The 23,979-nt window shown below is 57.9% G+C and carries 4 protein-coding genes; all 4 read right to left on the bottom strand.

The window, feature by feature from the left end:
* Positions 1-12 precede the first annotated feature (12 nt).
* The 4 genes from F1381_RS00295 to F1381_RS00310 are packed head-to-tail and all read right to left on the bottom strand — an operon-like array spanning position 13 to position 23,508.
* Entirely contained in the window at positions 13-10,299 is a 10,287-nt protein-coding gene (locus F1381_RS00295) for a non-ribosomal peptide synthetase (RefSeq protein WP_151732838.1), read from the bottom strand.
* Between the two features lie 17 nt (positions 10,300-10,316).
* Positions 10,317-14,948, bottom strand: a complete 4,632-nt coding sequence (locus F1381_RS00300; RefSeq protein WP_151732839.1) for a non-ribosomal peptide synthetase — start codon at positions 14,946-14,948, stop codon at positions 10,317-10,319.
* Positions 14,949-14,994: 46 nt separating this feature from the next.
* On the bottom strand, positions 14,995-18,024 hold the full coding sequence (locus F1381_RS00305) for a type I polyketide synthase (protein ID WP_151732840.1): 3,030 nt from the start codon (positions 18,022-18,024) through the stop codon (positions 14,995-14,997).
* A gap of 18 nt (positions 18,025-18,042) precedes the next feature.
* On the bottom strand, positions 18,043-23,508 hold the full coding sequence (locus F1381_RS00310) for a type I polyketide synthase (RefSeq protein WP_151732841.1): 5,466 nt from the start codon (positions 23,506-23,508) through the stop codon (positions 18,043-18,045).
* Positions 23,509-23,979 lie beyond the last annotated feature (471 nt).

The raw sequence follows: 23,979 nt of genomic DNA on the forward strand, positions 1-23,979 counted from the left end.
TTACCGGGTCTTTTATTTCATAAGCTCCTTAAGACGTCTGCGTTTCTCGCGCATCGCTTCCTTCCCGCTTTGCGCCTGCTCGCTGACCGCAGCCACTTCGGCGAAGCTGCCGGAAGCTTGCTCCAGCACCTCGCACAGGCTGCGGATCGTCGGGTATTTGAACATATCCACTACGGTGAGGCTCGTGCCGAAGGCCTCCTTGATCTGGTAATACACCTGCAGCACCAGCAGCGAATGGCCGCCGATATCGAAGAAGTTGTCGTTGACGCCGATATTGCCGGCACCGAGTACCGCTTCCCAGATTTGCTTGACCCGTTTCTCCGTGTCGCTGGCGGCATCGGCATATTCCGTCAGCACATTCCGCCGGGTGTTCTCCGGCTCCGGCAGCGCTTTGAGGTTCAGCTTGCCGCTTGGCAGCAGGGGCATCTGCTCCAGCACCATGAAGTGGGAAGGAATCATATACTCCTGCAGCGATTGCCGGACATGCTCCCGGAGGAGCGGAACGTACTCCAGGTTATTTTTCCATTCCAGCGGATTGGTGAAATAAATGCTCTTGTCCCCGCTGAACCGCAGCGTATGCGGCACCTCGAACTGATAATTGGAGCCTTCCGCAGGGAGCTTGTCTTTACGCAGCAGGAGCAGCTGGTAATCTCCGTTCGCCGAATGCCCGTTCCAGCGCGGAAGCACAGCATATTCCCCGTCTTGACCGTGGATGTCCTGAAATAACTCCGCCGGCCGGCCGCCGTCAAGCTGGATATTCACTGCAGGATCTGCCTCCAGCCGGGCCTTCAATTCATTGACAGTGCTGCTTCCGGCTGCTTCCGCTGCCAGCAAGGCCTCCGCGTTGTTCTCATACACTAGCCGCCCGAGCGGAAGATGGTCGATGAGGATGACCTCATCGCTGCAACCGGCCAGAATGCCAGACAGTCCGCGGCTGGTATCAAGCTCCCGCCCGTCCAGCCTGACGAGGTTAGCCAGCATTTGTGCTTCACCTGTGCCGATAACGACCTGATAGCGGAATTTACTCATTTCATTGCCGTAACGGGTCATCTTGGGCAGGACCGCGACATGGCCCACCCGGGTCTCCGTCTCCTTGAGACTCAAGAAATATTTGGAGTCCACCAGCAGCTCGTTCTCATCGGCGACAGCTGCGCGGATTCGCTCCTGCAGCTCCGGTACCGTAAGGTCTCCAGGCGCTTTGTAAAGCTCTACCGAGGTATGGTAGCTATGCAGCAGGGCCAGGGAACGCACGTCCCCGATAAACAGATGCCCGCCCGGACTCAGTATGCCGAGCAGCGTATGAATAACGCGGTCCAGATAATCCCCGTTCGGGAAATACTGGATGACCGAGTTGAGAATGATCGTATCGAAGCGCTCTTCAAGCAATTCGCCCAGACCATCCGCCGCCTTCTGGTAGAGCCGCACCTTCATCGTGCCGTCCAGATGGTTTTCAATATAGTCGAGCCCCACCCGGGATAAATCTACGCCCACGTATTCATCGCACAGCGGTGCGATCTTGAACAGAATCATCCCGGTGCCGACGCCAATCTCCAGCACCTTGCGCGGCTTTAGCCCGCGGATCACATCCACGGAATCGGCCAGCCATTCCTCCATCTCCGCAAGCGGAATGTTCTCCCCGGTATAGCTGCTGTTCCAGCTGACCGTATTCAGGCTGAAATCCTGAAGCGCAGCATCATGGTTATAGGCGTGGTCGAAGACTGTTTCCCAGCGGTCGACCTGTTCCCGGCCGCCTTCCTCTGCAGCCTGCACCTGATACTCCTCGTCGCGGACGATGTAGGATACAATCCGCACATCGCCGCCGCTCTCCCGGGCCAGCACCACATTGTCCTTAACGGAAGGATGGCTCTGGATCACCTTCTCGATCTCGCCCAGCTCAACGCGCAGACCCCTGATCTTGACCTGGTTGTCGGCCCGCCCGATAAAATGGATATTGCCGTCCGGCAGCAGTTTGACGATATCCCCGGTCTTGTACATCCGGGCGCTCGCGTACTTGCTGAATGGATTTGGAATGAACCGCTCTGCGCTCAGCTCCTCCCGCTTGTAGTAGCCGCGGGCCAAATTAACACCGGCAATATACAGCTCCCCGCCCACATTGTACGGGACAGGATTCATAAACCGGTCCAGCACATACAGCTGCACATTGGCAATCGGTCTGCCAATCGGCACGATTTCCTTGTCCAGCGCTTCGCTGCAATCATAATGCGATACTTCGACGGACGCTTCGGTCGGACCGTACAGGTTGTGCATCTCCGCATGCAGCGTGGCGAAGAACTGCTCCTTAAGCCGGTAAGGCAGCGCCTCGCCGCTGCAGAACACCTTCTTCAGGCTGGTGGCCGCCTGGCCCACACCCGGATGATCGAGGAACAGCTTCAGAATCGACGGGACAAAATGGCAGAACGTAATCCGCTCATCCCGGATCACCTCGATGAGGTAATCGACATCCTTATGCCCCTCCGGTCTTGCGATCACCAGGCAAGCACCTGCGGTCGGCGCCCAGAAGATTTCGCTGCAGGAGACATCGAAGGAGAAAGGCGTCTTCTGCAGCTGCCGGTCTCCCGGCTGCATTCCGAACTGCCTCTGGCCCCAGAGAATCCGGTTGCGGATGCCGCTGTGGACATTGACGGTCCCTTTGGGCTTGCCGGTCGAGCCGGAGGTGTAGATCATATAAGCCGCATCCTGCTCCGCCACCTGAACCCCCGGGTTTGCGGTGCTGTATGCTTCGAACAGAGGGTAGTCCCTCAGATCGACCGCCGTTATTCCCTCAGGGAAAGACGCCTCTCCGGCGCAGACCAGCACCAGCTTGACCTCCGAATCTTCGAGAACATAATCGATCCGCTCCTGCGGGTAGGTCGGGTCAATCGGCACATAGGCGGCTCCCGCCTTCAGGATGCCGTAGATGGCCGCGACCATTTCGATCGACCGCTCGGCGTAGACACCGACGAAGTCCTCCCGTCCGATGCCTTGGGCCAGCAAATAATGGGCGATCCGGTTAACCCGCTCATTGAGTTCCCGGTAGGTCAGGGTCATGCCTTCGAAGCTTACCGCCGGGGCATCCGGCCGCAAATCCGCCTGCGCTTCAAAGCTCTCATGAATGAACAAACCGGAAGCAAAGCGCTCCTCCGTTGCATTCATCCCGTAAACCACTTCCTGAATCTCTTCCTTGTCCATGTAATTGAACCGCTTAACGTCCTGCGAAGGATCGCCGCACAGGCTGACCAGAATATTCTCCAGGTGGCGCATCATCCGCACCACGGTCTCCCGCTTATAGATATCCGTGTTGTATTCGCAGAGCGCGTAGACCCCGTCCTCCAGCTCACGCATGGAGATCCAGAAATCGAACATCGCCGAACGGTTATCCGTCTCGATCCGGGAGATGTTCAGGCCCGGCAGCCGGAAATCCGGCAGCTCCTCATTCTGCAGGGCGAACATCACCTGGAACAGCGGGTTGCGGCTGAGATCGCGTTCAAGATTCAGCTCGTCAACCAGCATCTCGAACGGCATATCCTGGGCGTCATAGGACTCCAGCGCCGTCGCTTTGACCCGCTCAACCAGCTCCAGGAAGGACAGCTCACCGGAGAGGTCGCTACGCAGCACCAGTGTATTGACGAAGAATCCGATGGTATGCTCCGTTTCCTTCCGGGTCCGGTTGGCGATCGGCGTACCAATCGCGATATCTTCCTGTCCGGTATACCGTGACAAGAGCACATTAACGGCGGCCAGATAAATCATGAACGGCGTTGCCCCCGTACTCTCCGCCAGATGGCCGACGCTGCGCATCAGCTCCGGACTGTAGGTGAAGAATTCCTTGCGCCCGTTATAGGTCTGCACCTTCGGCCGGTCATAGTCGGCCGGAATATCCAGCGTCGCTATGTCCTGCAGCTTATTTTTCCAATAGTCGAACTGCCGCTGCTTGACCTCCCCGGTGAACCAGCCCCGCTGCCAGGCGGCATAATCGGCGTATTGCCATTCCACCCGCGGCAGACGAAGCGGCTTCTGCTCTGCCAGCGCTTCGTACAGCGTGACAAATTCCTCGACGAATACGCCCATAGACCAGCCGTCGGAGACAATATGGTGCATCGTCAGGAAGATGATATGCTCATCCTCGGCAAATTTCAGCAGCCGGCAGCGGAGCAGCGGTCCGTGCTCGAAATCAAACGCCCGGGCCACCTCCGCATCCGCCAGCTCCTTAAGTACCGCTTCCCGGTTCTCCGGCTGAACCGCCGTCAGGTCCTGCAGCGGCACCTCAACCTCGCGGGCCTCATGCAGAATTTGCAGCACCTGCCCCTCCACATTGGCGAAGGTGGTCCGCAGCCCGTCGTGCCGCTTGACAATCTCGGTTACCGCCTGCCGCAGGCAGTCCACCTTCAGTGCGCCTTCCAGTCTGACGGCCTCCAGAATGTTGTAAAAAGCGCTGTCCTCATCATATTGCCGGAGGAACCACAGCCGCTGCTGGGCGTAGGACACCGGAATGCCCCGCCGCTTCTCTTCCTCGCTAAGCACCGCAATGCTGCCGCCGCCTTCGGTCTGGTTCAGTTCCGCCATGCGCCCGTCAATGACGGCCGCCAATTCGCCGATGGTCGGATAATAGAACAGGTCATTGATGGCGAACGGAACCTCATAGGCTTTTTTGATCCGGGAGACTACCTGTGTGGCCCGCAGGGAATGTCCGCCGAGCTCGAAGAAGTTGTCGGCCATGCCGATCCGCCGGAGGCCGAGCACCTCGGACCAGATCTCGTGGATGGTCACTTCGGTACCGGTTGCCGCCGCGGAATAACCGCTCTCTTCCCCGCCATCCATAGCTCCAAAGCCCGAATCGCCCGTGAAGACCCGCACCGTGCTGAGTGCGCCGTAATCGTCAATTAACCGGGCATTCTCCAGGCGGAGGCCGCCGCCCTGCGTTTCGTCCAGCGATACGGCGAGCATGTCCATCCCGTATGTCTTCTCGGCGATCCGCCGCTTCATCTGCCGGTTATGCTCGTCGATGCCGGCGTAGATTAGCGCCCCCTTCATCCGGATAGCCGCTTCGAACAGCAGCAGACCGTCCTGCTCGCCGATCACATGCTGGCCGATGGATTCACTAAGGATGTTGATCGACTGCAGATTGCCCGCCGTCATGCCGATGTTGTCCCACATCGTCCATGAAATACACTTCACCGGATAGCCCTGCACTTCGGCCGCATGCTGGCAGAACATCTCCAGGAAGCTGTTCGCGGCAGAATAAGCGCTGAAGGTGGCACTGCCCAGAAAGGAGGTCACCGATGAAAAAGCGATCATGACCGCGCCCTTCCTCTCCTGAATCACACGGAACAGATTCTGCGTCCCGTACACCTTCGCATCGAACTCCTCCGCGAAGGCTTCACGGTCTCCGGCAGTAATCCAGTAAGCGTCGCGGTGATCCAGATGCCGCTGGTAGCTGGAGTTGCCGGCCAGGTGCAGGACCCCGTCGATGGCGCCGCCTGCCCGCTGCTCATAATCCGTGATGGCCGCCTGCAGCGCGGCCAGATCGCAGACATCGGCCCGGGCATAGCTTACCGCTGCCCCCGAACCGGCAAGGCTGCGGTAATTCCGCACTCTGGCGTCGTCCTCGCCGAGAAGCTCCAGCCCGCTGCGGCCGACAATCAGCAGCTCTGCCGCGTAATCGGCGATGAGCTTTCGGCAGAGGACCGTGCCGATGCCGCCCAGCCCGCCTGTAACGACGTAGCGTCCGCCCCGCTTCAGCTGCACATTCGGATCACCCGGCTGCAGCGGCAGATGCTTCAGCATCCCTGCCAGCCGTCTGCCGTTCCGGTAGCTGATCTCCCGGCCGCCGTTACCCTCATGGCGGATTTCATCCAGCAGGCAGCTTGCGTCCAGCAGACTGTCGCTGCCTTCCAGATCGACCAGCGCACTGCTAAGTCCCGTGTTCTCCATTTGCAGCGCCGCTATAAATCCGATCAGGGAAGCCTGATCCGCATGCGGCTCCCGGCCGCTTACCCCCTGATACACATTTGCGGCACCGACGGTCAGGCTCGTCGAGGCGCATAAGCCATGGTCCGCGAGCGTTTGAACCAGCGGCAACAGGCCATATACGCCGAGGCGGCTGCTCTCGGTGAGCCCCATACGCCCGGAAGCTGCCGGCTCATAACCTGCCAGATATACGATGTGGCTGGCTCTCCAGCCGATTCCGGCCAGATGGGCAAACAGCTCGCCGCAGCCCCCGCCATTCGAATAGTCGCATACGATATGACCCGGGCCGGCCACTGTAAAGCTGTCGCCGCGGCTTACCGTAACCAGCCGGCCTGCCGCATCCGGTCCGAGCAGACCGGCGAACGCAGCCGCCAGCCCCGCATCGTCGGCGAACACCAGGAACGCAGCCGCAGACAAGTCCTGCGGTTCCTGCCGGAAGCCGAGCGGCTGCCAGACCCGGCCGAAGGTCCAGGGCTTCACGGTGTTGATATCTCTCAGCAGTTCAACCTGGCGCAATACGGCGTCATATTTGCCGTCCAGCAGCGAATCGCGGAGCAGGATGCGCTGGATTTTGCCGATGGCGGTTTTGGGAATATCCTTTTTGGGGAGCGGCACCAGGTATTCAATGACTACGCCGATCTTGGCCGTAATGCTCCGCTGCATCTCCTTCATCACGTTCCGCAGCTGCGGGCCATCCATCGAGGACGGGTGAAAGAAGACGGCCAGCTGTTCCGCCCCCGCTCCCGCCGGCTTCACGGTCACTGCGGCCGTATAGGAAACCTCCACGCCGTCGATTTCCTCCAGCACCGCTTCAATATCGGAGTTGTTGTAATTGACCCCGTTGATGATGATGATATCCTTGGCTCTGCCGGTGATCGTTAGGCCACGGTCCGAGATCATTCCAAGATCCCCCGTGTCGAACCAGCCGTCACGCGTAAATGCCTCGGCATTGGCTTTCGGATTATTATAATAGCCCGGAGTTACGGCCAGCCCCTTAATCTGGAAGCGCCCTTCCGTATATAGCGGCAGCAGCTCGTCCTGTGCGTCCACGACCCGGACCATATGTCCGCCCAGCGGATATCCGACGGACACCCGGGTGTCCTCCGGCTGTACTATTCCATCTGCAAAATCGCGCGAATAAATGATGCCCGAGCAGGTCTCCGACATCCCGAAGCAGGGCTTCATCGCCGCTTTGTCCAGGCCGTAAGGCTGCATTAAATCGATGAATTTCAGCGCGGTTCTGGCCACAACCACTTCACCGCCGTTGGTGATGACGCGCAGCCGGGAGAGGTCGAGCTCCAGCGTCTTCAGTTCGTGTTCGTGGCTGTTGATCAGGTTATAAGCGAAGTTCGGCGCCCAGGTGTTGGTCACCTTGTAATCGCTCATGATGCTCAGCCAGCGCAGCGGCGCTTCGAGAATGTAATTGACCGGCGCAAGAATCTCATTGCAGTGCAGATAAACGTCCCGGACATTGCACATGACCGTGCCGCCCACATGATCCATCGGCATCCAGTTGAAGGTGACTTCTTCCGGGCCGAAGCCGTTGCCGCTGACCCCGGCGATCGTCCGGCAGATCAGGTTGCGGTGCGACTGCATCACCGCCTTGGGCATGCCTGTGCTGCCAGAAGTCAGCAGCAGCAGCGCCAGGTCGTCCGGCTTCACTTCATAGGCTGCAGTTCCCGGCTCCCATGCCGGACTGCTGCGCAGCGCTTCTGCAGTATACACGTCCAGTTCATCGCCTTCGCCCAGTACGGCGGGTACGCCGCGTACGCCGGATGCCAGCACGGCATCGGTTACGATAACAGGTCGGTCAAGCATCTTCCAGGCATTGTACAGCTTGCGGACAGCCGCATTGTCCTCGCGGTAGGAAGACGCTACGGTGACGGGAACACCGATAAGTCCGCCCAGCATACAGGCCCAGAAGACGGTGACATAGTTCCGGTTGTCATCCATCTGATAGATGACCTTGTCGCCGGGCTTCAGCCCGTGCAAGGCCAGCCCGGCAAGGATCGCCCGGGCCTCTTCGTAAATCTGGCGGTAACCCGCGAACGTAATGCTCCCGTCATACCCGATAAAGCGGATGCCTTGTTCCTCCGGTGCGCGCTCCGCTGCCCGCTTAATGTAGTAGCCCAGATCAAAGACGGTATCTTCAGGGATTGACAGCTCTTCGCCCGAAATGAGCGACAGCGCCGCCGTACCGCCCCTCTCCGGCTGGGCATCCACAGCGTTCCCCAGCCCGTCCTTGGCCTGGCCGCTGCCCTTGCCGATAAAGGAGTACTGTTCTACAAGCTCCGAGATATGCACTTTGTCCCGGTGCGGCTTAACGGCCCGACGGAAGAACGGGCCCGTTGAAGTCCCTGCCGCTGCAGCCGCTGTGCCGCCCCCCGTCTCTCCGCTCAGCATGCTGCTCCACCGCCCGAGCAGATTGCCGTTGATCACCTCCAGCTTCAGCAGCTCACCGAGCTTGACCTCACCGCTGGCGTAGTAGGGGATGGCCGACACATGGACGAAATCGGTCAGCGCAGCACAGGTGTCTGCGCTGATACCCAGCTGCACCGCAAGCAGGTTCAGCAGAGCCTGTCTCACCGCACCGGTACGCGCCTCGTAATCGGACTGCACATCTCCCAGCCCCTCAGCCACCGGCTCTGCATAATACACCACCAGCTTGGATTCACCCTCCAGATTGCAGCGGTGGACCAGCTTCACATCGTCCGCCAGTCCTTCCGCCAGCAGCTTCCGCTCCAGCGTGGCAAGGTCACGGCGGACGCCGCCAATCTTCATGACTGTGCTCAGCGTCTCATTGATTTGCAGCGTGCCGTCCGGGCAGAAGCGTCCGGTATAACCAGTGTCCTGCGGTCCGTCCGCGCCCGCTTGCATAACCCGGCCGTAAAAACCGTCCGGAAGGGCATGCCCCTCCTTGTCGGCAATCCGGACGCCGGCGAAATCCGCCGGATCTAAGCCAGAGCACGGCTCCTGGCGGAGATTGACCACTACGGCAGACGTCCTGTAAGCAGCCGCCTCCTCTCCGGTCAGCGTTACGGCATGGACGGGCTCCTGCATCTTATGAATCATATCCTGCAGCACCTGCACATAGCTCTGCTGGAACTGCCCGATGAGCTCGTCGCTGAAGCAGGCCGAGTCATACACGGTCTCTACGCATATGCCGTCGTCCGGCTTAACGACCCAGGCGAGCGGGTAATTGATCTCTTCCCGCAGCTCCAGATCCGTGATGCTGAACTCTGCGATTGTTTTATAGGCTTCCGCATTGGCATAGTTCTCGTATACAAAAATACTCTGGAACAACTGCGGGAGATTGACCGCGCTGCCGATCTCGGCCAGCGAGATATATTCATGGCGGCTGCGGGCGGCCTGGGCTTGACTCAGTTGTTCCAGGACGTCCAGTACCGTAAGCCCGCGCTCCAGCCGGACGCGCACAGGGACGGTATTGATGAACAACCCCACCGCCTGCTCAATTCCCGGAAGGTCCATGGGTCTGCCCGATACCGTGGTACCGTAGACCACATCATCGGTTCCGCTATATTTGCCAAGCAGCAGCGCATAGGCTGCATTGTAAATCTGGTAGGAGGTCAGGCCATGCCGCTTGGCTGCCGCTTCGATATCGGTATACAGTGCGGTACTAAGCCGCAGCGATTGCTTCCGGTTCTCTCCGCGCAGCTCGCCGTTGGGCTCCCCGGTCAGCTGGAGCATCTCTTCGAAGCCCTCCAGCTGCTGCCTCCAATACGCAAGCGTAGCTTGGGCATCCTGCTTCTGCACCCATTGAATATAGGCTTTGAAGGAGTTGCGATGGTCAAGAGCCGGGGTCCGGCCCTCCCGCAGGCTCTTGTAATGCTCCAGCATTTGGCCCAGCACGAGCGGCAGCGACCAGCCGTCCATCACCAGATGGTGAAAGCTCCAGACGAAATAACTGCTGCTGTCTGTAAGCTGAATCAGGGCAAACCGCATGAGCGGCGCTTCCCCGAGCTCAAAGCCCAGCTCCCGGTCATTCTCCAGAAAGCTCCGGTAGGACCGCTCCCGTTCCTCCGGCGGCAGATGCCGCCAGTCATACTGGATGTACCGGCAGCCGCACTCCTTCAGCACCACCTGCACCGGCTTCTTCAGTCCTTCCCACATAAAGGCGGTACGCAGTGCCGGGTTGCCGTCAATCACGCTTTGCCAGGCCTGCCAGAAGTACCCGGGCTGCAGCCGCCCGTTCAGCAGGCAGGAAAACTGCTCTAGATACATGCTGGTGCTGGCGCTTTTCAGGCTGTGGTAGAGCATCCCTTCCTGCATCGTCGTTAATCCGTATATATCTGAAACATTCCCCTTATTCATCCCGTTCCCTCCGGCCCTCAGTTGAACTTCGCCAAAATCAAATCCAGGTCTTCCATATCGACATCGACGGCGGAGAAATCGGCGGCGGAAAGGCCGTCGTCCCCTGATTTCAGGCAATAATCAATGGCTTCAAGCAATATCCGCCCATAATCGCCGGTCTCCCGGACAGCTTCAGCTGCGGATTGCAGCTCCCGGTTATACGCCCATTCCAGGGTCAGCTTGTTCTCCAGCACATAAGCATTGATCTCCAGAAGACCGACTCTTGCATTGCCCGCTCCCCGGGGCTGCAGCTCTTCCCCGCTGAGCATCCGGAAGCCGGCGCCGCTCATCCGGTCATTGTCAAGCACGCCCATATAATTGAAGATTACCGGAACCGTACCTGCGGGATAATCGCCGAGCAAATATTCGAACTTGCGCTTCCGGGCGTCCGCCAGAGCATCCTTGACCCGTTTGAGCGCTGACCCCAAATCCGGCGGCAACCTCTCCGGTACAACAGCCGGGTACCATTCAGTGAACCATCCGACAGTCCGCGACAGATCGACCTGTTCACTTAGCAGATCCCGTCCATGGCTTTCCGTAAAAATAACCTCTCCCCCGCCGCTCCGCCTGCGGAGATGCACAGCCAGTACGGCGGTCATCAGCTCATCGGGCTTAATGCTAAAGGCCTTCGGCACCTCCTGAAGCAGCCTGGAGGTATCTTCAGCGGACAGACTGAATACCGCTGCCGCCGCCTGCGCCTCGAAGTTAGACTGTCCGGAGGCACTCAGCACCGCCCGGGCCACAGCCGGGTAGTCCCGGCCCCATTCCTTCGTCTTCGCCGCCGCTGCATAGCTTCCGCCATAGGCTGCGGCTGCGGTGCTCCAGGCGGCGAAGGAAGTGGTTTTGCGCGGCGGCTTCACCGCTTCCCCCGCCAGCAGCGCCCGGTAAAAGTTAAATACATCCTCAATGATTAGGCGGAAGGATACCGCATCGCACACGAGATGATGTGCGCTCAGCACCAGCCGTCCGTCCCGTCCCGGGGCCTGCACAAGCAGGCCCTTGAATACCTCCCCCGTTTCGAGGCTCAGCGACTGCTGCAGGCTGGTAACCGCCTGCCGGAACCGCTCCCCTGCCGGGTCTTCCGGCAACACCGCTGTCATAAGCCGCCGCGTGGCGGCAAACGGCAGCATTTCGGCTTCCGGTTCGCCGTTCCCGCCGGTATGCACCCGGGTCCGCAGCACATCATGCTGCCGGCAGACTTCGTTTAACGCGGCGTCCAATACCGCCGGATCGCAAGGCTCCTGAAGCTCCAGACAGACGGACTGGTTCCAGTGGTTCTGCTCCGCGAAGCCGTTGCCGAAGAACCACCGCTGAATCGGCGTAAGTGCATATACGCCCGTAATCTCTCCCTGCTCGGATTCCTGAACCCCGGTTTCGGTGGCATGCAAGGCCATCCGCGCAATGCTTTTATCCTCATAGAAGGATTTAAGCTCAATCTTGAGCCCTTCCTCTGCGGCTCTGGCTATAACCTGCATACTGATGATCGAGTCCCCGCCAATTTCGAAAAAGGGTGCCGTCACGCTGACCTTCTCCACTCCCAGCAGTTCGCTCCAGATCCGCGCCAGCTTGATTTCCTTGCCGGTCGACGGCGCAACATACCCGCTGCCCGGCGCAAGCTTCCGGGCACAGGCCGTCAGCCTGGCAGCATCGGTCTTCCCGCTCAGATTAAGCGGAATGGCATCAACGGAATAATAGCTTGCCGGAATCATATAGGCCGGCAGCGTTTCGCTTAGATAAGCCCTGAGCTCCTGGAGGGTCACTTCTCCGTCCGTCACCAGGTAGGCCGCCAGCGCTGCATTGCCGCTGGAGTCCGTATGTGCCAGAACAACCGCCTGATTTACTTTGTTATAGGAAACCAGCATACTTTCAATCTCACCAAGCTCAATCCGATGTCCCCGGATTTTGACCTGGCTGTCGATTCTGCCGATATAAGCAATGCTTCCATCCTCCTGCCAGCAGGCATAATCGCCTGTGCGATACAGCTTGCCCGGTCCGAACGGGTTCGCGGTAAATTTCTCTGCCGACAGCTCCGGCCGGTTCCTGTATCCCCGCGCCAGGCCTACGCCGGCCACACACAATTCGCCGATCATTCCTTTGCCGCATAAGGTGCCGTCATGCATAATGTAAATCTGTGTGCCCGGAATCGGTCTGCCGATCGGAATTTTGTCCGGAATGGCTGCACTCCGGTCATAGAACCAGTCGGTTGCACAGACCGTAGTCTCCGATGGACCGTAGGCATTATAGTAAGTCAGGGATTCCTCCAGTCGCTCCACCATAGCGGTGCCTGCTTCCGATCCCGCCGTAATCAGCAGCCTGAGCCCCAGCTTCCGGCCCGCAACCTCATTCCAGTACGGCGGAGGCAGTGTGGCCACTGTTACCCCATGCTTCCGCAATTCGCGCTCGAACAGGTCCGGATCAAGCACCGTCTCCTTGGTTACGATACAGAGCCGGGCTCCTGTCAGCAGTCCCATGACCAGTTCCCATACCGAGGCGTCAAATACCAGATTGGCGAACTGGAGCACCACATCCCCGGTTGTAATCCCATATTGCTGTACAAAATAATCCCGCAGATTCACGATGCCGGTATGCTCTACCATGACCCCCTTCGGCTGACCCGTCGTCCCCGATGTATAGATCAGGTAGGCCAGGTTGTCCGGCATGGCGCTGTCCTCCGGATCGGCGTCTGACTCCGCCGAGAGTGCCGGGTCGTTAATGTCCACGGACCGGACCGGGTCCAGCGCCGGGTTTTGCCCCGACGTTACCGCAAGCACAGCGCCGCTGTCGGAGAACATGTACTGGATGCGTTCCCGCGGATAGCTTGTATCCACCGGCATAAATGCGCCCCCCGCTTTGCTGACGCCGAGTATCGCGATCAGTGCCTCGATGGATTTATCCAGTACAACGCCGACCACGGTCTCGGGTCCGACCCCGAGCCTGCTTAAATGGTGGGCCAGCCGGTTGCTTCTGCGGTTTAGCTCCCCATAGGTAATACCCTCTTCCCCGCATACAGCAGCAAGCTCTTCGCTGCGGCTTGACGCCTGGGCTTCGAACAGGCGCTTGATCGTCTCCGGCCGGTAATTCTGCACAGGAGAGTTGAACCGGTGCAGAATTTGCTCCTTCTCGGCGGGCGTAATCATTTCCACCGCCCCGACCGGCAGATCAGCATCCTCTGCGATCACCCCAAGAATCTGCAGATAGTAGTCCCTGAGTGCTTCGATCCGGCTGCGCGAGTACTTGCCGGATTTATATTCCAGCCAAGCGCTCAGCCCTGCAGCCGTATCGTTGACCTCCAGCGCCAGATCCACCTTGGCGGTCTTCAGGTCCAGCTCAGCAAACTCAATCGCAAAGCCCGGCAGCGCAATATCCTTCAGCGCATCGTTCTCATAGCTGAACACCACCTGGTAGACCGGCGTCGAATGAAGATCCCGTTCTACCGCCAGCTCCTCGACGATCCGGTCGAACGGAATATTCTGGTGTTCCAGCGCCGCCAGTACATGGGACTGCTCCGATTGTATGTACTGAAACAAAGTGTCTTCACCGCCCAAGCGGCTGCGCACCGGCAGCATATTCAAAAAGCAGCCTACAATCCGCTCCCACTGCGCTTCGTTTCTTCCGGCTACAGGCACCCCGACGATGATATCGTCCTGGCGTACATATTTGTGCAGCATGATTTTGAGCGCGCTCAGGTACAGAACGAAGGGTGTAACACCGCGCTTCTTCGCCACGTCCTCCAGCCTGCGCTTCATCTTCCGGTCCACGCCGAACTCCACACGGTCGCCGCGGTACTCCGTCCCTGTTCCTGAAGGGTGATCGGCAGGAATCGTACAGTTCAATGTGCTGCCTTCCAGATGCTTAGTCCAGAATTGCAGCTCATGGTCGAAGCCGCCGCCCGCAATCCGCTGCTCCATATGCACCGCATAATCGTAATACTGCAATTCCGGTTCCGCCGCCGTCCCGGTACGCCCTGCCGCCAGATTGCCATAGGCCTCCAGCAGCTCCTTGATCAGAATGCCGCTGGAATACCCGTCCGACACCATATGATGCCAGACGATCTGTCCGATCCACTCGCCGTCTCCGAGTCTGTACACAATCAGCCGGATCAGCCGTCCCTCGGAGAGCCGGAACGGGCGAAGCCCTTCTTCGGCCATGAACGCTTTGAGACCTCCTGCGGACCGGGGCAAGCCGGCAGTCTCACAATCATAGAGAGTGAAGGTATCCTCGCCAAAGCCGCCGGTCAATTCCGCCTGCAGCGCTCCCTGTACCTCCGTGAATCTGGATTGGAGTGCTTCATGGCGGAGAATCAGCTCCTTAAAGGCGGTCTTCAGCAGCTCCGGTTGCAGCCTGCCGTGAAAATGCACATAACCTGAAAGGTTGTAGGCGGTAGACTGGTCGTAGAGCTGCTCCACGTACCAGAATTTCTTCTGCATGAACGTGCAGGGCAGGGCAGTTAATTCTGCAGCTCTTTTCCGGACACCGGCCAGCCCCTTTTCCTGCATAATCACCGTTCTTTTCTGCTCCTGCCGCGCCTTCAGCAGATTGTCCAGCAGCAGCCTCTTGGATTCCGACAGGGCATTGACCCGGGTGGTCAGCTCCTTCTCTTGGTCACGCATGACAGCACACCTCGATATGCATACATTTTGGTAATCCTTCCATAAATCATTCCGCAATCATGCTCAGGTCCAGACTGGCCGACAACGCTTCGAGCACGAGCTCGGACACATCCTTCACGGTCGGCGCTTCCATAAACTGCTGCAGCTGCAGTTCCGTGCCGTACAGCTCCTTGATTCTAAGAATGACCTGGGTAATCAGCAGCGAATGCCCGCCGAGCTCGAAGAAATTGTCGTTGATGCCGATCGGCGCAATCCCCATTATTTCCTGCAGCAGCTCCGCAATGCTCTCTTCAATGGCATGGGTAGGCGGTGCGTAGCTTACCGATAATTCCGGGCGGTTGTTAAGCGGCTCCATTACATCCCCGTCCTCTGTCACGAAGCCGCTGTCCAGCCGGATCTCCTCTTCCACCGCCCGCTTCTTGCCCGGCATAATCCAGTGGCGCTGCTTCTCAAAGGGATACGTCGGCAGCGGCACTCTGAACAGAACCTCATCGCCGTAATAATTCGGCCAGTTGACCGTAAGCCCGTTCACCCAGGCTTTCTGTACGAACTCCAGCAGAAACCTGTTGTCGTCGGCCGGATGATTCACATCGCGCAGGACCTGATACAGAGCGTAATCCCCGAAGCCCTGCAGGTTATCCTGCATAAATACCGATAGGGTCTTGCCGGGGCCTACCTCGATATAGTGCTTGTACTCCTGCCGGGCCAACTGGACGGCGGCATCCTTGAACCGGACCGTACCGGTCATATGGCGTATCCAGTAATTCACATCGGTCGCTTCCTCCGGCCGGAGCCAGTCTCCGGTCACATTCGACATGACCGGCAGCGCAGCCGGCTGGAGGCGTACCGTCCGCAGCACGGCAGCCAACGCTTCTACGGCATCCCGCATCATATAGGAATGAAAAGCGTGCGAGGTATGCAGAATCCGGCAATCCGTGTGCTCCTGCATCTGCTCCATCACGCTCTGCAGCGCTTCACGCTCCCCGGCCAGAACGACCCGCCGCTCCGCATTGACCAGGGCAAGCGAAACCTTACCGCTGACATAGGCCATTGCCTCTTGCTCCGTCATATTCACATAGAGCATATCGCCCTTTGGCAAGGACTGGATGATCCGGCCGCGCTGCAGCACAACCTTGAGCGCATCCTCCAGCGTGAAGACGCCGGCCAGACAAGCTGCCGTATATTCCCCTATGCTGTGTCCAAGCATAGCCTTGGGGGTAATCCCCCAGTGCATGAGCTGTTTCCCCAGGCAATATTCCACTACAAACACAGCAATTTGGGTATGCTGCGTCTCCTCCAGACGCTCTCTGCTGGCGGCAATTTCCGGATCGGCGAACAGAATCTCCCGCAAGTCATAACCGAACCGCTGCTTGAGTATAGCGAAGCAGGCGTCCATCTCCCGGCGGAACACGGATTTTGTCCGGTAAAGCTGCTTGGCCATGCCCGGATATTGACTCCCTTGGCCGGGGAACAGGAAGACCGTGTCCTTCACATTCTCTTTATCGCACCGGATGCCGGCCAGTCCCTGCTCCAGCTTTGCAATCAGCTCTTCCCTGCTGGCGCAGATCAGCCCTCCGCGGTAAGAGAAGCGTTTGCGGCCGCTGTTCAGCGTGTACAGCACATTGCGGAAATCCTCTGCTTCATGGTTGCGCAGATGCTGCAGCAACTCGCTTGCCTTCTGTCCGTAAGCCGCCCGGCTCCGGGCCGACAGCACCAGCAGATGGTAATCCTCCCCGCTTTCCGGCTCCCGGGTTTCAATCGCTTCCTCCAGAACCGCATGCACATTGGTACCGCCGATGCCGAAGGAGCTGACGCCCGCCCGTCTTACCCCGCAGTCCGGCTCCCAGTCGGCCAGTTCGGTATTCATATAAAAGGGCGAGGTTCCAAGCTCAATATTGGGATTGATCTCATTGAAATTAACCGATGGCACAAGCTTCTTGTGCTTCAGCATCAGCGCCGTCTTAATCAGGCCGGCGGCTCCGGCGGCGGCGTCAAGATGCCCGATGTTGGCTTTCACTGCGCCCAGTGCGCAGAATCCGGTCTTATCGGTTGCTTCGCGGAATGCTTCACTGAGCGCCTGCACCTCTATCGGGTCGCCCATCGGCGTCGCTGTTCCATGAGCCTCGATATAGGTGATCGTCTCTTCATCGATTTCGCTGAGCACCTGTGCGCTTTTGATTGCGTTGCGCTCACCCTTTACGCTCGGTGCAGAATAGCCGACCTTATCCGCCCCGTCGTTATTAAAGGCCGTGCCCTTGATTACGGCGACAATGTGGTCTCTGTCGGCCACGGCATCCTCCAGCCTTTTCAGCAGAACCAGGCCTGCTCCGCTACCTGCAAGCGTGCCGGTGCCGTTCTTGTCGAACGGGCGGCAATGCCCGTCCTGCGACAGCACCTCGCCCGGCAGATATAAATATCCGGCTTCCTGCGGGACTTCCAGCGTGCAGCCGCCGGCAATTGCCATATCGCACTGGTAATTCAGCAGCGCCTGACAGGCCAGGGTCACCGCCGTCAGCGAGGTCGAGCAGGCCGTCTGGACGTTCATGCTCGGCCCCTTCAGATTCAGCTTGTAGGAAATAAGCGTTGAAGCGAAATTGACGTCGTTGCCCATCCAGATCTGCCGGATCTCCGGCGTCATATCCAGATCGATGGCCGCCATAATATTCTTCAGCAGATACTTGCTGGTGCCTGAGCCCACGTAAGTACCTATGCTGCCGCCGTAGCTCTCGGGGTTGTAGCCCGCACTTTCCAGCAGCCGCCAGGCACTCTCCAGCAGCAGCCGCTGCTGCGGGTCCATCAGCGCCGCTTCGCGAGGCGTCATTCCGAAGAATCCTGCATCAAACTGCTCAATATCCTTAAGGACAAAGCTCTGTTTGACATAATCGGGATGCATAATCAAGGATTCCGGCACACCGGCGGCCAGCAGCTCTTCGTCCGTGAAATAGGTCAGCGCCTCCACTCCGCCGCACAGATTGTTCCAGAATTCTGTTACATTATCCGCTCCGGGAAACCGGCAATCCATGCCGATGATCGCAATATCCAGGTCCCGCAGCTCACTGTCCGCTGAAATTCTCATCGCTTTGTTCCTTCCCCTCTATTCGGCGAGCAGCAGGGCCGCCTCTTCCTCCGACATATTCTCCAGCCGGAGCAGCAGCTCTTCCAGCTCTTCTGCGGAGTCTTCGACGATCAGCGCGGCGATGTCGCCCCAATACTTCCGGGCCAGGCCGGCAATGCTGGTACCGCCCAGAATATCCACGATCGATAGGTTGATGCCGGCGTTCTTGTTGATCAGGTTGCGGATTTCCGTCGCAATGATCGAATCGACGCCGATCGCGCTGACCGGATCGTTCAGGTCCAGGCTCTCCTTCTGTGCGTGCACCGTCTCGGCAATAATGCCGGCAAAGAAATCCTCGACGATGCTAATCTGCTCTTCCTCGCCCGCAGCTCCCGCCAGCATGGCGAACAGATCTGCGCCCTGGGCTTCGCTGGCGGTGTCCTTGCTCTCCAGCGCCAAATGGTTATACAGCGCCGGCTTGCCCGGATAATTCTGCAGCGCCAGCGGCCAGTCCGCCTCCCCGATGACCACATGGCACTGCTTCTGGCCGAATACCCGCTCCAGCGCCTGCATGCCGCCGATGGCATAAATCGGGTTCATGCCCCGTTGATACTTGTAATGGTCGATCAGATTATGCTCCTTCACCATACCGACGCCCCACGGTCCCCAGCCCAGGCTTATCGCGGGCATCCCCTTGCTGCGTCGGTAATAAGCAAGGGTATCCAGGAACGAATTGCCCGCCGCATAATTCACCTGCCCGACCGCAGTGACTACAGAGCCTGTAGAAGAATACATCAGGAAGAAATCCAGATTGGCTTCTTCGAATACCTTGCTGAGCGTCCATGCCCCTTTGGCCTTCGTATCGAAGACTTCATGGAACTCAGACTCCTCCATCTGCATCATCAGCCGGTCCCTGACAACGCCGGCGATATGGACGATCCCGCCAACCGGCATTGCCTCTTCCGCCTGCAGGTCTGCCGCCAACTGCCGGACGGCCGCTTCATCGGCCACATCAAGTGCGGCCATTCTCACTGTGCAGCCTTCCCGCTCCAGTTCTCGGACAAATTGCACACTGTCATACAGCCGGTGGCCCGGTTCAATCCGCCCCCTTCCGGCCTTATCCGGATACGGTGTGCGTCCGATCAGCACGAAATGCCGTGCGCCCTTCCCGGCCATCCATCTGACGGTAATCTGTCCCAGCGAGCCCATGGCCCCGGTCACGAGATAGATTTTGTTCCCGTGCAGCTGCACCGGAACACCGCCGTCCAGACCGTAGATATGCTCCAGCCTTGCCACATAACGGATGCCGCTGCGGTATGCGATCTGGTCCTCACGGCTGTAGTTCGACAGGTCCTGCACCAGTAAATCAAGTGTCTCCGGATAGTCATCCATGTCGATGCTTGCTCCCCAGCTTCCGACGCATTCGCTGTGGCTAATCACTCTGCACATCCCGATGGCCGCTCCCTGCAGCACATCCGCAGGCTCGTCCGCAAGGACGCTGACCGCTCCCCGGGTCACCATCCAGGCCCGGTATTTGCAGCCCTGCTCATTCAGCGCATTGAGCAGATAACGGATGCTGTTCACGGCCTTAGGCTTGGCGGCTTCAATATCTTCGCCTCCCATATCATCCGTGCTGCGGATATCGAGGCTCCATAAATGCAGCACTCCGTACTCCACGTTCTTGTCCATCCGGCTGATGATTTTCTGGTAATCCGCCTCGTTGTTGCTTTGAATCACACGGTCTGCATCGCGGCCTTCCGCAAGCTGGTAATCTCCGTAGAACAGCGTGCAGTTATGTCCCTCCGCCGTCAGCCTGGCGGCAATTTCCCTGCCTGTGCCGGCCTCATCGCACAGAATAATCCAATCCCGGTAATCGCTGCGGGCGGTAAGCAGTGGCTCGTCCTCCGCCGGCTCCTGCGCTTTCCAGCCGATGCCGTAGAACCATTCGTTCAAGGCACTCTCGCCGGGAACCGCCTGCTCCTCACTCCGTTCCATCGCCCTGGCTACAAAGTTGTCCACCTCAGCAACGGTATAACCCGACTCATCCAAGATCCGGATATCTCCGGCAATCAGTTCCCCGCTGAGCTGCTTGACCGACGAATGCACATACAGTCTGCCTTCAGCTCTGCCGAATACACGGACTGCATCAATCGTATCGGGCAGCTTGATATCCACCTTCCCGTGCTGTCTCAGCTCGTCGAACTGGTTGACGAGGAAGGACTGGAACGCTGCGTCCAGCAGCACCGGATGCAGAATGCAGTCCTCGTCCCGAACGCCCAGCTCTTCGGGCAGGCACAGCTCGGCCAGCACTTCCCCGTCGCCCAGCCATACTTCCTTTAACCCCTGGAACATCGGCCCGTAATTGAAATTCATCCGTGTGAGCAGTGAATAGCACTCCTCCTTCGGCAGATGCTCTCTGGCGCCAGCCTTTATTGCTTCGAGATCGGCCCGTCCGCTTATTCTCCGGCTTTGTCCGCGGACAAACCGGGCGCGGAAATTCTCCGCACCGCCGCCGTCGCCCTCGGCATTGCCGATCTTAACGGTCCCGTGCTCGGGATCGTAGCTGATCAGGACGCGGGCTGTCTGGTTCTCGTCCAGAAACAGGGCCTTCTTGAACTGGATATGATTTACTGCGTAAATATCGTTAATCGCTAATTTTGAAAAATGGCGTATCATTTGGAAAGAAGCCTCAATATAATGCGCTCCGGCCAGCAGCGCCTTGCCGTTGACGCAATGATCCTTGACGAACGGAAGAATATAATCGTTAATCTCCGCTTCCCATAAAGGGGCAAAGCTGTTCTTGCGGTACCCGAGGAAACGGTGCTCCTTCTGCCCGAGACGCCGCTGCCGATGCTCCGCCGACTCTTTCCAGAACCGTTCATGCTCCCAGGAATAGTGCGGCAGCTTAACATACTTGAAGCTTCCCCGGTAGACCTGCTGCCAGCCGATGTCCACTCCTGCACAGAGCAATTCGCTGAATGTCCGGCACATTCTTGCCGCTTCCGGCTCACTGCGGCGCAGCGACGGCGAGATCAAGATCTCCTTATCCAGCTCAAAGGCCAGCTCCTTCACGGAGTTTGCCAGTACAGGATGCGGCCCGACCTCCACGAAGTTGACGTATCCCGCAGCCAGAATCTGCTCCATCGCTTTGGCGAAATACACGGAGCCTGATACATTCTGCCACCAATATTCATTGTCCAGCTCCGGGCCTTCCGCAAGCTGTCCGTTCGCTGTTGTATAGAGCGTAATTGTACTTGCCTTCGGCTGAATATCGGCCAGAGCGGCCAGCAGCTCGTCCTTGATTTCGTTCATGAATACGCTGTGATACGGCACAGTGACCCGCAGGAATTTATTGAATATACCTTCCCGGTCAAGCTGCTCGTGAATGGCGTTCAAACAAGCCATATCGCCCGACAGCGTCACGCTTGTATTGCTGTTGATGGCGGCGATGGACACGCGGTCTTCATCTCCGGCAATCAGCTCCTCCGCTTCCCGCCGGGTCAACGATACCGCCAGCATTCCGCCCTTGCCGGTCAGCCTTTGCTGCAGCATACTGCGGTAGTACGAGATTCTTACAGCTTCCTCGAAGCTGTACACGTCCGCCGCATACAAAGCGGCCACTTCGCCGACACTGTGCCCGATAATAAGATCAGGGGTAATTCCCATGCTGCGCCACATCTCGAACAATGCAACCTGAACCGTAAAGTTCATCGGCTGGGAGACTTCGGTATACTGCATTCTGGAATTGTCCTCATCGATCAGAAACTCTTTAAGCAGCGACCAATCCAGATATTTGGCGAATTCAGCATGACAGCGCTCCACCGTGCTGCGGAACACGCTGTTGTCATGGTACAGCTCACGGCCCATGGCATACCATTGCGGCCCCATGCCGGTGAATATGAATGCGAGGCGCTTGTCCTTGCTCTCCTGGCCGCTGACCACATGATCTGAGGCAATGCCCTGATTATAGGCAGCCAGACCCTGCCGCAATTCTTCAATACTCCGGCCGGACACGGCAAGTGATTTCGCCAGCTTTTCCCGCCGGAACAATGCCGAATAACAAATATCAGAGAGCCGTTCACCGGTAGACGCCAAATAATCTTCATACCGCCGGGCCAATGCACCGAGCGATTGCTCCGACTTGGCCGATAAGGTCAGGATCTGCGGCAGCTCCCCGTTAACCTTGCCGTCGTACATTTTATCGTTCTTAGCGCCCTGCAGAATGACATGGGCATTCGTCCCGCCGAATCCGAAAGAATTGACCCCGATCAGCGCAGGCTTGTGCTCTTCCGGCCACGGCTCGCTTGCCAGCGGAATTCTCAGGTTCATTCTTGCCAGATCAATGGCCGGGTTCAGCGTCTTCATTCCGATATGCGGCACGATCTCCCGCCGGTCCAGCGTACAGGCTGCCTTGATTATCGAGGCCACCCCGGAAGCAGCCTCCAGATGTCCGATGTTCGGTTTCACCGAGGCGATAATGCAGCGGTTGTCCTCTGTCCGGCCTTCGCCGAAGAATCCCCCCACCGCTTCGACTTCGATCGGATCGCCAAGCGCCGTCCCTGTTCCGTGCAGTTCAACATATTGAACATCTTCAGCCGCTATCCCCGCTCTGGCATAGACCTCCTCCAGCAGCAAGCGCTGTGAATCGCCGTTCGGCACCGTAATTCCGTTCGTTTTGCCATCCTGGTTAACCAGGCTGTCCCGGATTACTGCGTAGATGTAATCCCCGTCCTCCAGTGCCTGCTCCAGCGGCTTAAGAACAAGAATTCCGCCGCCCTCTCCGCGTACGTACCCGTTAGCATCAGCATCAAAAGTTTTGCATTTCCCGTCAACTGACAGAAATCCGCCTTTGGATTCCGCAACGAAATACTCGGGAGCATAAATCAGCTCTATACCACCGGCCAGCGCCAGGCCGCATTCACCGCTCCGCAGGCTCTGGCAGGCTTCGTGAACCGATACGAGCGAAGACGAGCAGGCGGTGTCGATGGACATCGACGGTCCGGTGAAATTATATATGTATGAGATCCGGTTCGAGAGCATGGTCATCATACTGCCCACGGCGGCATGGGTGCCGATCTGATTGCTGTCGGCAAACTGCAGTATTTTGTAATCCAGTGTAAAACCGCCGATAAACACTCCCGTCTTCGAGCCGTTCAGACTGGCGGGCTTGATCCCCGCATCCTCCAGCGCCTCCCATACAATCTCCAGCATCTGCCGCTGCTGCGGGTCCATCTGGTCCGCTTCCCGGGCGTTGATTCCGAAGAATTTGGCGTCAAATTCGTCAAAACAGTCAATGAAGCCTCCAGCCTTGGAATGGCTCTTTCCCTTGACCTGCTTATTGGGGTGATAGTGTTCCTCTAGGCTCCACCGGTCAGCCGGCACTTCCGTCACGGCATCCTTCCCGGCCCTCAGGAGCTCCCAGAATTGATCGATGCTGTTCGAGCCGCCGGGAAACCTGCACCCCATCCCTATAATCGCCACATGCTTGTCTGAAGTATTATTCATTACACATACCTCTCCCTTATAGGACTATTATGGTTGTTATAAGAAATTAATTGAATCTTAACAAGGAAACCTCCACTGCAATTCCTGATTGTGTTAATTAAGCATTAAATATTCATCCAAGATGTGCAAATGGCAATTCATTTTGCACAAAAAGACATAGATTTACATAGGACTGAACATAGGACTGTTATAATGAGTTCCTTACTGAAAAAGGAGGCTGCTTCACCTGTGAACAGGCAAATAGGTGGTGGATTGAATGGGATTGTACGAGAAACGGAGATTATTCCAAAATATGACATATTACAGCTCCTGAAATAGGTTTATGGAAACAGAAAGCATGGTAAATATGAAGCATATTCTAGGTAAGCAGGTTAAAAATACCATAGGGTTCGAAAAAATCATGTACCAATTATCACAGAAAAATCTAGTTATATATGTTTTGTAACATACTTAACAATTCATGGGATATAC

Source organism: Paenibacillus tengchongensis, assembly GCF_008973665.1.
Lineage (GTDB): Bacteria > Bacillota > Bacilli > Paenibacillales > Paenibacillaceae > Paenibacillus_AQ > Paenibacillus_AQ tengchongensis.